Annotated in this window: 10 protein-coding genes; 5 read left to right on the top strand and 5 right to left on the bottom strand. The window is 68.1% G+C overall.

Going from position 1 to position 14,097, the window contains the following annotated elements; all coding sequences use genetic code 11:
• Positions 1-99: 99 nt before the first annotated feature.
• Both PV761_RS15100 and PV761_RS15095 read left to right on the top strand, forming a co-directional pair.
• Positions 100-4,005, top strand: a complete 3,906-nt coding sequence (locus PV761_RS15100) for a Pls/PosA family non-ribosomal peptide synthetase (RefSeq protein WP_347897944.1) — start codon at positions 100-102, stop codon at positions 4,003-4,005.
• A gap of 51 nt (positions 4,006-4,056) precedes the next feature.
• Positions 4,057-5,424 (top strand): M1 family metallopeptidase, encoded by a 1,368-nt coding sequence (locus PV761_RS15095; RefSeq protein ID WP_347897909.1) that lies wholly within the window; start codon positions 4,057-4,059, stop codon positions 5,422-5,424.
• A 9-nt stretch (positions 5,425-5,433) separates the two neighbouring features.
• On the opposite strand, the gene PV761_RS15090 is transcribed toward PV761_RS15095, so the two are convergent.
• Genes PV761_RS15090 through pheS form a run of 3 tightly spaced genes read right to left on the bottom strand, consistent with a single transcriptional unit; the run spans position 5,434 to position 9,777 of the window.
• Positions 5,434-6,114, bottom strand: a complete 681-nt coding sequence (locus PV761_RS15090; protein ID WP_347897907.1) for a 4'-phosphopantetheinyl transferase superfamily protein — start codon at positions 6,112-6,114, stop codon at positions 5,434-5,436.
• 55 nt (positions 6,115-6,169) lie between these two features.
• Complete coding sequence (pheT, locus tag PV761_RS15085) at positions 6,170-8,713, bottom strand: phenylalanine--tRNA ligase subunit beta (RefSeq protein ID WP_347897905.1); 2,544 nt, start codon at positions 8,711-8,713, stop codon at positions 6,170-6,172.
• Between the two features lie 2 nt (positions 8,714-8,715).
• Complete coding sequence (gene pheS, locus PV761_RS15080) at positions 8,716-9,777, bottom strand: phenylalanine--tRNA ligase subunit alpha (protein ID WP_347897903.1); 1,062 nt, start codon at positions 9,775-9,777, stop codon at positions 8,716-8,718.
• A gap of 302 nt (positions 9,778-10,079) precedes the next feature.
• On the opposite strand from pheS, the gene PV761_RS15075 reads away from it, so the two are divergent.
• Both PV761_RS15075 and PV761_RS15070 read left to right on the top strand, forming a co-directional pair.
• A complete protein-coding gene (locus PV761_RS15075) occupies positions 10,080-10,541 on the top strand; it encodes a DUF4157 domain-containing protein (protein WP_347897901.1) in 462 nt (153 codons plus the stop codon).
• A gap of 1 nt (position 10,542) precedes the next feature.
• Positions 10,543-11,187 carry an SIMPL domain-containing protein gene (locus PV761_RS15070; RefSeq protein WP_347897899.1) on the top strand — a complete coding sequence of 215 codons (645 nt, stop codon included), beginning with the start codon at positions 10,543-10,545 and terminating at the stop codon, positions 11,185-11,187.
• Positions 11,188-11,233: 46 nt separating this feature from the next.
• On the opposite strand, the gene pcp is transcribed toward PV761_RS15070, so the two are convergent.
• Entirely contained in the window at positions 11,234-11,884 is a 651-nt protein-coding gene (gene pcp, locus PV761_RS15065; protein ID WP_347897897.1) for a pyroglutamyl-peptidase I, read from the bottom strand.
• A 79-nt stretch (positions 11,885-11,963) separates the two neighbouring features.
• Between pcp and PV761_RS15060 the strand changes: the two genes are divergently transcribed.
• Positions 11,964-13,109 (top strand): Rv2578c family radical SAM protein, encoded by a 1,146-nt coding sequence (locus PV761_RS15060; RefSeq protein ID WP_347897895.1) that lies wholly within the window; start codon positions 11,964-11,966, stop codon positions 13,107-13,109.
• Between the two features lie 125 nt (positions 13,110-13,234).
• Here PV761_RS15060 and PV761_RS15055 read toward each other — a convergent pair whose 3' ends face one another.
• Entirely contained in the window at positions 13,235-14,038 is an 804-nt protein-coding gene (locus PV761_RS15055) for a MetQ/NlpA family ABC transporter substrate-binding protein (RefSeq protein ID WP_347897893.1), read from the bottom strand.
• Positions 14,039-14,097 lie beyond the last annotated feature (59 nt).

Below are 14,097 nucleotides of genomic sequence, written 5' to 3'. Positions count from 1 at the left end.
CAAGCTCCCGGAACCGCGCCGGCGCCAGAGACCGGCCTCCTGGAAGGAAGCAGGGAAGGAAGCACGGAAGGACGCACTGCCCGTCCAGGCGTCCGGAACGTGTATCTGCCGCAGCTGCCGGGCGGCGCCGCGGCGCCGCCCGAGCGGACGCTGATCGACATCCTCGAGGAGACGGCCCGCACATATCCGGAAGCCTCGGCCCTGGACGACGGCCGCCGGCGCCTGAGTTACGCCCAGCTGATGTCGGAAGTCAGGGCCACGGCGCGTGAGCTTCATCTCGCGGGCCTCGGCGCCGGCGACAAGATCGGCGTGCGGATCCCCTCCGGCACCAACAGGCTTTACGTGTCGATCCTGGCCATCCTGCTGATCGGGGCGGCATACGTGCCCGTGGATGCCGATGATCCCGATGAGCGCGCCAAGCTGGTGTTCAGCGAGGCCCGTGTGGCCGCCATCGTCCGGGCGGACGGCGAGATCGTCACGGACAGCAAGCGTCCGCGGCCGTTCCCGCACCCGCGGATGCCCCAGGCCGACGACGACTCCTGGGTGATCTTCACGTCCGGCTCCACAGGTACACCCAAGGGCGTCGCCGTGCAGCACAGGTCCTCGGCCGCCTTCGTGGATGCCGAAGCCCGGATCTTCCTGCAGGACGAACCCATCGGTCCCCAGGACCGGGTCCTGGCCGGACTATCCGTGGCGTTCGACGCTTCCTGCGAAGAGATGTGGCTGGCCTGGCGCTACGGCGCCTGCCTCGTTCCCGCTCCCCGGTCCCTGGTCCGGACCGGAATGGACCTCGGTCCGTGGCTGATCAGCCACGGCATCACCGTGGTGTCCACGGTGCCCACCCTCGCTGCGCTGTGGCCGGCCGAAGCGCTGGAGAACGTGCGGCTGCTGATTTTCGGCGGCGAGGCCTGCCCGCCGGAGCTCGCGGAGCGGCTCGCCGTCGACGGCCGGGAAGTGTGGAACACCTACGGGCCGACCGAAGCCACAGTGGTGGCCTGCGCGGCGCCGCTTGGCACGCCCGGGCCGGTCCGCATCGGCCTGCCGCTCGATGGCTGGGACCTTGCCGTGGTTGATTCTTCCGGCGTTCCGGTGGCGGAGGGCGAGGTGGGTGAGCTCATCATCGGCGGGGTGGGGCTTGCCCGGTACCTTGACCCCGCCAAGGATGCGGAAAAGTACGCGCCGATGCCGTCCCTCGGCTGGGCCCGGGCGTACCGGTCCGGAGACCTGGTCCGCTACGAAGCGGCCGGCCTCGTGTTCATGGGGCGCGCGGATGAACAGGTGAAGCTCGGTGGCCGGCGGATTGAACTCGGTGAGATCGACGCCGCGCTGCAGGCGCTGCCTGATGTTGCCGGCGCAGCGGCCGCTGTCCGCACGACGGCGGCCGGGAACCAGATCCTGGTGGGTTACCTTGCGCCTGCGGGCACCGCGGAAATCGACCTGGCCGCCGCCCGTGAACGGCTGGGGGCCAGCCTTCCGGCCGCGCTCATCCCGCTCCTGACCGTGGTGGAGTCCCTGCCCACCAAAACCAGCGGTAAAGTTGACCGCCATGCCCTGCCCTGGCCGTTGGCAGGAGCAGGGGCGGCCGACGCGGACAACGCCCCGCTGAACCTGCCGGACGACGCCGGCTGGATCGTGGAGCAGTGGGGCAGCGTGCTGGGAACACCGGCGTCGAGCCTGGACGCGGACTTCTTTGCCCACGGCGGAGGATCCCTGGCCGCAGCACAGCTCGTGTCTGCCCTGCGTGTCCGCTACCCCACCATCACGGTGGCCGACATTTACGCCACACCCCGCGTGGGCGCGCTCATCGATGCCGCCCGGCAGTCATTGCCTGAGGGGGCAGCCGGGCCGGCGCCGGAACGGAACGTCCGCCCCACGGCCCTGAAATCGCAGGTCTTCCAGACACTGATGGGTGTCCCGTTGCACATCCTGGTGGGCATGCGCTGGCTGACTTACGTGATGGTGGCCAACAACCTCCTGGCGGCCTTCGCCGGCTTCGCGGCGGCTCCGGTTGTTTCCTGGTGGTGGGTGGCGGCGTCGTGGCTGGTGTTCGTGAGCCCGGCCGGGCGGATGGCGCTCTCTGTGCTTGCCGCCAGGACCCTGCTGAGGCGCGTGGTTCCCGGCACCTACCCCAGGTCCGGCAAGGTACACCTGCGGCTATGGCTGGCGGAGCAGATCCAGGACCTGTCCGGCGCCATCAGCCTGGCAAGTGCCCCCTGGGTGCCCTACTATGCGAAGGCCCTCGGTTCGAAAATCGGCAATGATGTCCAGCTCCACTCGCTGCCGCCGGTCACCGGAATGCTTTCGCTGGGGCGCGGCAGCAACATCGAACCTGAGGTGGACCTCTCCGGCTGGTGGATCGACGGTGATACCGTCCACATCGGCCGGGTGCATGTCGGAGCGGGCGCCACCGTGGGTGCCCGCAGCACCCTCATGCCCGGAGCCAGTATCGGCGCCGGGGCGCAGGTGGAGCCGGGATCGGCGGTCCTCGGAAAGGTCAAGGCCGGGCAACTGGTGTCCGGCTCCCCCGCCGAGCGGATCGGCAAGGCCAAACAGGCATGGCCGGACACGCCGCCGGCGCAAGCGCTGATCGGGCGGCTATGGTTCGCGGCGTTCGCTGCAGCATCAGCGGTGCTGGCCACCATCCCCCTGCTGTCCGCAGCCGCCGGGGCGTTCGTGGTGTTCCTGTTCATCCGCGGCAGCGAATCGCTGACGGCCGCCCTCCCCCAGGTCCTTACCTCACTGCCGCTGGCGGCCCTCACCTGGTTCGCCGCCAACCTCCTGCTGATCCTTGCCACCACCCGCCTGCTGGGCGTCGGACTCAAGGAAGGCTACTTCAGGGTGCGGAGCAGGATCGGCTGGCAGGTGTGGGCCACCGAACGCGTCCTGGACCTGGCCCGGGATGTCCTGTTTCCCATCTACGCCAGCCTTTTCACCCCGGTCTGGCTCCGCCTGCTGGGGGCCAAGGTGGGCAAGAACGTGGAGGCCTCCACCGTCCTCCTGCTCCCCAAAATGACAACCGTCGGCGAAGGCGCCTTCCTCGCGGACGACACCATGGTGGCCTCCTACGAACTGGGCGGCGGCTGGATGAGGATTGCCCCCGCCAAGATCGGAAAACGCTCCTTCCTGGGCAACTCCGGGATGACGGGTGCCGGACGAAGCGTGCCCAAGAACTCGCTGGTTGCTGTCCTGTCCGCCACTCCTGCCAAAGCCAAATCAGGCACCTCCTGGCTGGGCAGTCCCCCGGTCCGGCTGCGCCGCACGGCTATCGCCACCGACAACACCCTGACGTTCCAGCCTCCACTGCGGCTGAAGCTGGCACGCGCCCTGTGGGAACTCTGCCGGTTCATTCCCGTGGTGCTCACCGTCGGCCTGGCCGCCGGCGTCATGCTCGCGTTCGACTGGCTCGCTTCGGCGTGGGGCTACGGTATCGCGGCGCTGCTGGGCGGCATCGTGGTCCTCATCGCCGGTGCCACAGCCGCCGCCAGCGCGGTGGCCGCCAAGTGGCTGCTGGTGGGCAGGATCAAGCCCGGCGAGCATGCCCTGTGGAGTTCCTTCATCTGGCGGAACGAAGTAGTGGATACCTTCATCGAAATGGTGAGCGCACCGTGGTTCGCCCGCTCGGCCTCGGGTACCCCGGCCCTCGTGTGGTGGCTGCGCGGGCTCGGTGCGAATATCGGCCGCGGCACGTGGTGCGAGAGCTACTGGCTGCCGGAAGCGGACCTTGTCACGCTGGGCGAAAGTTCAACGGTCAACCGCGGCTGCGTCGTCCAGACCCACCTCTTCCACGACCGGATCATGAGCATTGACACTGTTACGCTCGAAGACGGAGCCACCATGGGCCCACATGGCGTCATCCTCCCGCGGGCACGCATCGCGAAGGGCGGCACGGTGGGCCCGGCATCCTTGGTCATGCGCGGGGAAACAGTTCCGGCAGCGACGTATTGGATGGGCAATCCGGTCAGCCCCTGGGCGGGCCCGGCAGTGCCGGCCCGGCGGCTCAAGTAGCTCCCGCACGGCCAGCCCGGCTCCGACCATCCGCAATACGAAGGCCAGTTTATGAGTTTTGCAGCACCAGCCGGTCCCGGCGGCCCACGCCGGCCCGACGAGCCCTCCGGCTCCCCGGATCCCTACGTCCCCGGGCACGGCACAAACGCCTACCGGGTCACGCGGTACGAACTGGACCTTGACTACAAGCTGGCCAGTAACCGGCTGAACGGCCAGGCCGTCCTGCACGCGGAGGCGGACCGGGCGGCATCCGCCGTCGTCCTGGACCTCGCGGGGCTGCGCGCCGTCAAAGTGTCGCTGAACGGCAAACGCGTGCGCAGGTTCAGCCAGCGGGCCGAGCAGCTGGTGATCGTTCCCGACGCGGCCCTGCTCCCGGGCGACCGCTTCACCCTGGACATCCGGTATGAGGGAAATCCGTCTCCACGGCGGGGCCTCTGGGGCGAAGTGGGCTGGGAGGAACTCACCGACGGCGTGCTGGTGGCGGGCCAGCCCAACGGCGCCGCCTCCTGGTTTCCCTGCAACGACCATCCGCAACACAAGGCCAGCTACCGGATCGCCGTCACCACGGATGCCAATTACCGGGCAGTCTGCAACGGCCTGCTGATCTCCCGAAAATCAGGCTCCAGCCGGGAAACCTGGACGTATGAGCAGGCCGAGCCGATGGCCACTTACCTCGCCACGGTGCAGATCGGCCGGTATGACGTCCTGACCCTGGATACGACGTCGGTTCCGGGCAGCGTCCCGCAGCATGTGGCTGTGCCTGCCTCGTTGGCCGACGCGGCACGCCGGGGGCTGGCACGCCAGCCGGAGATGATGCGCACCTTCGTCAACAGCTTCGGCCCCTATCCCTTCCAGGAGTACACGGTGGTGGTGGCAGAGGACGAGCTCGAAATTCCGCTCGAAGCCCAGACACTGTCCATCGTGGGCCCCAACCATCTCACCCCGGACTGGAACGCGCAGCGGCTGATCGCCCACGAACTGTCCCACCAGTGGTTCGGCAATTCCCTGACCGTCGCGTCCTGGCGGGACATCTGGCTGCACGAAGGGTTCGCCTGCTACGCGGAGTGGATCTGGTCCGAGGCGGCCGGAGTCATGAGCGTAGCGGACCGCGCCGCAGCCGCCTGGCGGAAGCTCGACGCCGGGAACCAGGACCTCATGGTCGGTGACCCCGGGCCCGAGCTGATGTTCGATGACCGGGTGTACAAACGCGGCGCCCTCGCGCTGCATGCCCTCCGGATCCGGTGCGGCGACCTCGCCTTCTTTGCGCTGCTGCACGACTGGGCCGCAAGCAACCGCCACGCATCCGTCTCCACCGCCGGGTTCATCCAGACTGCGGACCGTGTCACCGGAATTGATTCAGAAGCCCTGCTGCACCCCTGGCTGTTCGAAGAGCCGCTGCCTGCCCTGCCTGTGCGGTAGGCCAACACGTCATCCGAGGGCGACGGCGGCCGCCAGCTCGTCCGGCAGCCCCGACTCGGCGGGGGCCAGGTCCCGGACACCTGCCCGGTTAAGGACGTCAACGGTCTCCGGCCGCCGCCTGAGGCCCTCTCCGGTCATCTTCAGGAAGGCCTCCTTGCGCGCCCACAGCCGGGCACGCTCGCGCAGCAGCGCCCTCCCCCGCAACGGGGCAATCGCCTGGTGCTCGGCCGGGGTCAGGGCCACGGCGTCGAAGCCGTCGAAGTCCAGCCGCTGCGGATCCTCGGCGTCAACGCCCAGCCGCTGTTCCGGCCCCGGTTCCGCCACGGCTGCCAGCAGGGTCCAGCCGGCCGCCCGGGACAGGCTCAGCAGCAGGGGCGCCCGCAGCCCCGCCAGTTCATAGCCGGGCATCCCGTGGGTGACACCGGGACCGCTGCCGCACCGGGGGCAACGGTAACGGGCCGTCAGGTCCCGGGCGCGCACGCCCAGCAGTTCTGCGGCGAACAGCCGCTGGGCCAGCCTGGCCGCAAGGAAGTCCTGCCGTGGCGCGGGCATCATGGCGCGGGCTCGCTCCAGCTCCGGCGGGTCCAGGAACTGCAGGGCTTCACGCTCCAGGGCCGCAACCGCCGGCGCGGAATCCTGCCCGGGGACGCGGAAGGGCGGGCAGGCACGCACAACAAGGTGTGATGCCATGGCCCGCCCTTCCGGTCTTAGCCTTGAACGGCCGAACAGTTGAACGCTGAGCGCTCTAGCGCTGAACGGCCCCGAAGCGCTCGGCAGCAACCGCTACGGCGCTCTCACGGGCGGCTGATGCTTCGTCCGACGTGAGCGTCCGGTCCGCCGCACGGAAGCGGAGTCCGAAGGCCAGCGACTTCTTGCCGTCCTCGATGCCCTTTCCGGCGTACACGTCAAAGAGTGCCACGTCTTCCAGCAGCTCGCCGGCGCCCTCGCGGAGGGCGGCCAGGACGTCGTCCGCCGGGATCTCCTTGGGGACCACCAGGGCAACGTCCTGGGTGGCCACCGGGAAGCCGGAAATGTGCTTCGCGACGATGACGTCGGCTGCCGCTTCGAACAGTGCGTCTGCGTTGAACTCGAGCGCCACCGAACGTGCCGGCATGTCGTGCGCGGCCAGCAGCTTGGGGTGCAGTTCACCGGCGTAGCCCACAACGTCACCGGAGCGCAGCGACAGTTGTGCTGTGCGTCCCGGGTGGTAGGCCTGGTGGTGGCCCTGGCTGACCACGATTTCGACGCCGAGGACGTCTCCGGCGAGGCGGGCGATGTCCACTGCGTCGGCCCAGTCCCAGGCACGCGGCGTGTGGGCGGCGGCCGCCGGCGAGTCATGGCCGGTCAGGACCGCAGCGATATGCAGCGGCTGGTCCGGGACGCCGTCGTACAGTGCGTCCAGTACCTCATCGGAGGGCTTGACGCCGAGCGGCGGGATGGACGGCGTTCCCACCGTGTCACCCGGCAGGAACACGAGTCCGGCTTCGAAGACCGACAGGTCGCGGAAGCCGCGCGAGTGGTTGCGCTTGGCCACCTCGATCAGGCCGGGCAGGATGGACGTCCGCAGGTAGCCCTGTTCCTCGCTGATCGGGTTGGCCAGCTTGACGGCCTTGCGCTCTGCCCCGTGCTCGGCCACGCCAAAGGTGTCGTTGGCGGCCTTGGACACGAAGGGGTAGGCCAGGACCTCGGTGAGCCCGGCATCGGCCAGGGCCTGCACCAGACGGCGGCGCTGCTGCTGCACACGCGTCAGGCCGCGTCCCGGGGGCGCCACGGGCAGTGTGGCGGGAATGTTGTCGTAGCCGACCAGCCGGGCGATTTCCTCGGAGAGGTCCTCTTTGGTTTCCAGGTCGTTCCGCCAGCTCGGGGCAGTGACCGTCCAGCCGGCGTCGTGCTTCACCACGGCGGCGCCGAGGTCCTCGAGCGAGGTGACGATCTGCTCTTCGGTGAAGTCGATGCCGATCCGGGCCGCGGCGAAAGCCGCCGGCAGCTCGATCGTGACGGCGTCAGGCGCAGTGCCGACGTCGGTGCCGGCTTCATCGGCGGTGCCGCCGGCGAGCTCGACCAGGAGATCAACCACCCGCTGCGCGGCGATGCCGGCAACCTGCCAGTCAACACCGCGCTCGAAACGCTTGGACGCTTCGGAGGGCAGCTTGTGCCGGCGGCGGGAACGGCCAATGGACACCTCGTCAAAGTGAGCTGCCTCAACCAGGACGTTCGACGTCGAATCGCTCACCTCCGTGGCGGCGCCGCCCATCACGCCGGCGATGCCGATCGCTCCGGAGCTGTCGGTGATCAGGAGGTCCTCGACGTCGAGCGTGCGCTCCTTGTCGTCCAGGGTGGTGATCTTCTCCCCCGCAACCGCGCGCCGGACCACGATGTCGCCGGACAGCTTGTCCAGGTCGTAGCAGTGCGTGGGCTGGCCGAGTTCCAGCATGACGTAGTTGGAGATGTCCACGGGCAGCGAGATGGAGCGGATGCCGGCCAGCCTGAGGCGCGAGACCATCCACGGGGGCGTCGGCCTGGTGGCGTCGACGCCGCGGACGGTGCGGGCCACGAAGCGGTCGCAGCCCGGCTTTCCGTAGATCGGGGCGTCGTCGTTGAGCTTCACGCCGTAGCCGCCGGCCAGTCCAGCCGGCGCCTGCGCCTTCGACGCCGGGTCCGTGAAGGACGTACCGGTGGCGTGGGCGTACTCGCGGGCCACGCCACGGATGGAGAACGCGTAGCCGCGGTCCGGCGTCACGTTGATTTCGGCGGCCTGGTCGTAGAGTCCCAGGAGTTCCATGGCGTCGGTCCCGATTTCCGGGTCCAGGCCAATGCGGGACAGCACCAGGATGCCGTCGTGGTCCTCGCCGATGCCCAGCTCACGGACGGAGGCGATCATGCCGGCGGACAGGTGGCCGTACGTCTTCCGCGCTGAGATGTGGAAGTCTCCGGGCAGCACGGCGCCGGGAAGGGTGACCACCACTTTGTCGCCCTCCACGAAGTTGTGGGCGCCGCAGATGATGCCCTGGACACCGGAGGGGTCGATGCCCTTGCCGGTGAGGGTCTGCTCCTGGCCCTCGGGGACCACGCGGACCTGGCACCAGTTGATGGTTTTGCCATTGGTCTGCGGTTCCTTGACCAGGCTCAGGACCTGGCCCACCACAACGGGACCGCGGAGTGCGTCCGTGGGGCGGTGGACGGCCTCTTCTTCAAAACCGACCTTGACCAGTTCTGCCATAACGTCTTCGGCCGTTGCTCCGGCCGGTACCTGCGCGAACTCACGCAGCCAGGAAAGTGGGATACGCACTGTTAGATCTCCATCCCGAAGTGCTCGCTGAAACGTACATCGCCTTCGATCATGTCGCGCATGTCGCCCACCTCATTGCGGAACATGAGGGTGCGCTCGATGCCCATGCCGAAGGCAAAACCTGAATAGACGTCCGGATCGATGCCGGCTGCCCGGAGGACATTGGGGTTGACCATGCCGCAGCCGCCCCACTCGATCCAGCGCGGACCCCCCTTGGCGCCCGGGTGCCAGATGTCCAGCTCCGCGGACGGCTCGGTGAACGGGAAGTAGTTGGGGCGCAGGCGGATCTGGGCCTCGTCGCCGAACATCTGCCGCGCGAAGTGCTCCAGCGTGCCGCGGAGGTCCGCCATGCTCAGCTTCTTGTCGATGGCCAGGCCCTCGAACTGATGGAACACGGGCGTGTGGGTGGCGTCCAGTTCATCGGTGCGGAACACCTTGCCCGGGCACAGCACGTAGATGGGCACTTCGCGCTCCAGCATGGAGCGGACCTGCACGGGCGAGGTGTGCGTGCGCATCAGCAGGTGGGCCTCGGGGGGCTCCACAAAAAAGGTGTCCTGCATTTCGCGGGCCGGGTGGTCCGGCTTGAAGTTCAAGGCATCAAAGTTGAACCACTCGGATTCGACCTCGGGGCCTTCGGCAATTTCCCAGCCCATGCCCACGAAGATGTCCGCCACACGGTCCTGCAGCGTGGAGAGCGGGTGGCGCGCACCGGCACGGCGGCGGCGCGGGGCGGCCGTGACGTCGACGGTCTCTTCGACGAGGATCCGCGCGTCGTCTTCAGCTTCGAGCTCGGCGGTGCGGTCCGCGAGCGCCTTGTTGACGCGTCCGCGGGAGGCGCCCATGAGTTTTCCGGCGGCGGCCTTCTGGTCCTTTGCCAGGCCGCCGATTTCGCGGTTGGCAAGGCTCAGCGGCGCCTTCTCGCCCGTGTGCGCCAGCCTCACGGCCTTGAGCTCGTCAAGGGTGGAGGCAGCGGCAATGGCGGCAACGGCGTGGTCTACGGCGGCAGTAATGGCGGCTTCATCCAGAGGGTTCGGGATGGCAGCGCCCGGCAAAGTTTCAGTCATCTACTGTTCTTAGCTACGAGTCGGGTCTCGCCAGCGAGCTGTCCAGCTGCATTCGGGTCCACCGGCAGCGTGTCCGTCACTGGCTCGTCGTTCCGCACGGCCCTTTCGAGGAGCCGTATGAAGTGACAAAGGGCAGGGCTCGCCGGCATTCGTCCGGCGGGCACTCTCCCCCAGTCTAGTTGAACGCGCCACGCTGGACGCGCCAAGCACGGACGTGACGCCCCCGCAGGCAGGTGGGCGGGACCCCGCAGGGACGCACAGCGGGAGGGACGGGGATTACCGCCTGCCGCTACCATGGCCTCATGACCTCCGGACAGCGGCTTCGGCAGATCGCCAACCTGCTGAATGCAACGACGCTCCTGGGCCTGCTGCTGGCCAGGTGCGCCCGGACGGCTGTGCGCACCGGTCCGGGCGGCCTGCTGATCGCCGCTGGGTACCGGTGGCGGCTCCCCTTCGCCCAGGCGTTCACGGTGGGCAACGTGGTGCTGTTCCGGGCGGAGGCGACGGAGGCGCTGTCCAACAAGGTTCTGCTGGGCCACGAGGAACGGCACAGCAGCCAGTATGCCTGGTGCCTGGGCCTGCCGTTCCTTCCCCTGTATTTCATCGCGGCCGGGTGGTCGCAGCTGCGGACGGGCAACCCGGGGTCCGCCAACGTTTTTGAACGCCTGGCCGGGCTGGAGGCCGGCGGCTACTACCCCCGGTCAGGCACACGCAGAAGCAAACGCCGCAAGGGCAACGCTGCTCCCGATGGAAATGAGGCTTGAGATGACCCACTTCGCCAGAACCGTTACAGTAACCGGCTCCGGCACTGCCGAAGCTGCGCCGGACCTACTGAGCGTCTCCATCGGCGTGGAGTGCCGCCGGGAGGACGTGGGCGCTGCGTATGCGGCGGCAGGCAGGGCCGCTGCCGCGATTTCGGCGGTCCTGCGTGAGCACGGCGTACCGGACCCGGACATCAGCACCTCGGGCCTCAACGTCCGGGCGGACGTGGTGTGGAAAGAGGGCCAGGGCCAGACCGTGACGGGGTACGTTGCCTCAAGTGTCCTGGCCGTGCGGCTGCGGGATGTTCCCGGTTCCTCGGACGTCATCGCAGCGGCGGTGGCCGCAGGCGGCAACGATGTCAGGCTGAACGGACTGGAGCTGGGGTTCGCAGATCCGGCCGCAGTCACGGCGCAGGCACGCGAAGCCGCCTGGCAGGACGCCCTCGCCACGGCCACGCAGTTTGCCTCGCTGGCCGGCACGGAACTCGGACCGGTTGTTTCCGTCACCCAGCAGCCCGCGGCCTCGGCTCCGATTCCGGTGGCGAAGATGCAGCGGGCCATGGCCACAGACTCCGTAGGGATTGAGGCCGGGCAATCGAGCGTGTCGGCGACAGTGGGCGTCGTCTGGGAACTTCGCGACCACAGCTAGCGCAGCCGCCTGCGAGCGCCGCGGCAGGTGGGCGGACTGTGCCGGCTCAGTGGACGGTGCCGGCGGACAGCTTGACGTCCGCCGTGGTGGCCAGGGCGGTACGGACGACGACGGCGAGCGCCTCCGCCATCACGGCTGCGGGCATCGAGGGGGTACCGCCGCCCTTGGGCACCTGCCTGGTCTCATACGGGACGTGGATGAATCCGCCCCGCGTTGCGGACGCGCCCACTCCGGTGTTCAGCGAGTGCATCAGTGCATGGAAAATGTGGTTGCAGACGTAGGTGCCGGCGCTTTGGGAAACCTCGGCGGGGATCCCGGCTGCCCGAAGTGCCCCCAGCGCCGCCTTCACGGGCAGTGAGCTGAAATAGGCTGCCGGGCCACCGGGGACCACTTCCTCGTCCACGGGGCGGTTTCCGGCATTGTCCGGGATACGGGCGTCGTCGCAGTTGATGGCGACCCGCTCCAGGGAAATCCGCGGCCGTCCGCCGGCCTGGCCTACGCAGATCACCAGCCCAGGGCTATGGCGCCGCAGGGCATCCTCCAGCACCGTGACGGATTGCCCGAACACGCACGGCAGTTCAAGGGCAGCGACAGCATGGCCCTCGGCCCGCAGGATTTCCGAAGCGGCCGCAGCGGCGGTCCACGACGGGTTGGTGGTTTCGCCGCCGAACGGCTCGAACCCGGTCAGGAGAATCATGGGCCCAGCGTAGCAAGGCCACCCGCACGGTTAACCAGAGGCCTTGACTTCCATTCGAACATACCTTCGAATAGTAACCATGAGATGGGACGCACAAGCACTCCGGCCGGCGCCTGCGGGCAACAACGCAGGCAACAACGCAGGCAACAGCGCAGGCAACGCGTCAGCGGCCGCCCCAGCCGCTGACGCGTTGCTGCCGCTGGCCGGGCTTGTGCGTTCCGTCTCAACCCCCGAATTTGCCGGGGTCACTTTCCATGAGGTCACCGCCAAATCGGTGCTCAACAAAGTGGCAGCCGGTTCGCGCATGCCCTTTGAATGGACCGTGAATCCCTACCGCGGCTGCAGCCATGCCTGCGTCTATTGCTTTGCCCGCAAGAGCCACACCTATCTGGACTTTGACGCCGGCCTGGATTTCGACAGCCAGGTGGTGGTCAAGATCAACGCTGCCGATGTCCTGCGGAAGGAACTTGCCAAGCCGTCCTGGGGTCATCACCACGTGGCCCTGGGCACCAACACCGATCCGTACCAGCGCGCCGAGGGGCGCTATCAGCTGATGCCCGGCATCATCCGTGCGCTGGCCGATTCGGGGACGCCGCTCTCCATCCTCACCAAGGGGACCCTGCTGGCCAGGGACATCCCGCTGCTGAAGCACGCCGCTGCCCAGGTGCCGGTCGGAATCGGTATTTCGCTGGCCATGACCGACGAACAGTTGTCGGAGGCCGTGGAGCCCGGAACGCCGGGTCCCAGGGCGCGGCTCAAGCTGGTCTCACGGCTGCGCGAAGCCGGCCTGCCGTGCGGCGTCATGGCCATGCCCATCCTGCCGTGGCTCTCCGACAGCGACGACGCCCTGGACTCACTCTTCGGTTCGCTCGCCGCGGCAGGCGCTACGGGTGTGACGGCCGGCGCCCTGTACCTCAAGCCGGGCACCCGCGAGTGGTTTATGCAATGGATCGCCGCCCGCCATCCCGAACTGGCGGGCCGTTACCGCAGGCTGTACGGCACAGGATCCTACGCCTCCAAGGAGTACCGCGAATGGCTCGCGGGACGGATCCGCTACTTCAAGGCCCGGCACGGCTTTTCCGGTTCGCACGGCTTCAGCCACCGCGACCTGGCCCAGGACGCCAGGGACGAAGAAGCACAGTATCCCGCCGGCAGCATCCCCGAAGCCCGTACCGGGCCCGGCGCGAATTCCGGTGTGGAATCCGCGCAGCCCACGCTGTTCTGACCCGGCATTCCAGCCCTGCGGGTTAAACGCTTCCGGCTCCGGTTCTGCCATGGGCAGCGCCGGAGCCGGTGTGCGTGCCTGAGTGTCCGGGCCGGGGGCCGGAATGGCTGGCGGCCTGCTGCCGGTTAGCTGGCCGGGATGACCAGGCCCTTGAACTTCGTGTTGATGAAGTCCTTCATCTCCTGCGACGTCAGGATCTTGAAAAGCTTCTGCACGCGCGGGTCGTCCTTCATCTCTGCCTTGACCGCCAGGACGTTGTAGTACGCGCTGTCCTTGCCCTCCACGAGCAGCTGCTTGTCGGCGCTCAACCCGGCGGGCAGGGCGAAGGCCAGCGTCACAATGGCGGCGTCCTTGTCATTGAGCGCCTGCGGAAGGCTGGCGTTCTCGATTTCGGTGAACGCCAGGTTCTTCGGGTTCGCCTTGACGTCCTTGAGCGTGATCGGGTTTGCGGTGACTTCAATCAGCCCCTTCGACGCCAGCAGCTTCAGTGCCCGGGACTCGTTGGTGGGATCGTTGGGGATCGCCACCGAGGCGCCGTCGGGAAGGGCCTCCAGGCTGGCGATGTCGTTGGAGTAAAGGGCCATCGGGGGCAGGTAGACCTTGCCGACGCTCACGAGGTTCTTGCCGGAAGCCTTGTTGTAGGTTTCCAGGAAGGTCGAATTCTGAAACAGGTTGGCGTCAATATCGCCGTCGCTTACAGCGGGGTTCGGCGTGTTGTAGTCGCTGAACTCCTTGTACTCCACCGTGAGGCCCTCCTTGGGGGCGAGCTCACGCTGGACGTGCTTGAGCATGTCGCCGGCCGGCACGGCCAGGGCACCCACCTTGATGGTTTCGGCGGATCCGGCAGAGGTGCCGGCGCCGCAGGCAGACAGGGCGAGTATGGCGGCTACTCCGGTTGCGGCGGCTTTCAGGACGTGTGATCGGAACATTGGAACTCTTTCGCGGAATGGATCATGAGGGGGAAGTTAAGTTGGGCGGGAAATGAAAC

The sequence above is a fragment of the Arthrobacter sp. CC3 genome, assembly GCF_039907775.1.
GTDB lineage: Bacteria > Actinomycetota > Actinomycetes > Actinomycetales > Micrococcaceae > Arthrobacter.
The sequence above is the reverse complement of the archived record's forward strand: the minus strand, read 5'-3'. Positions and strand labels throughout refer to the sequence as shown.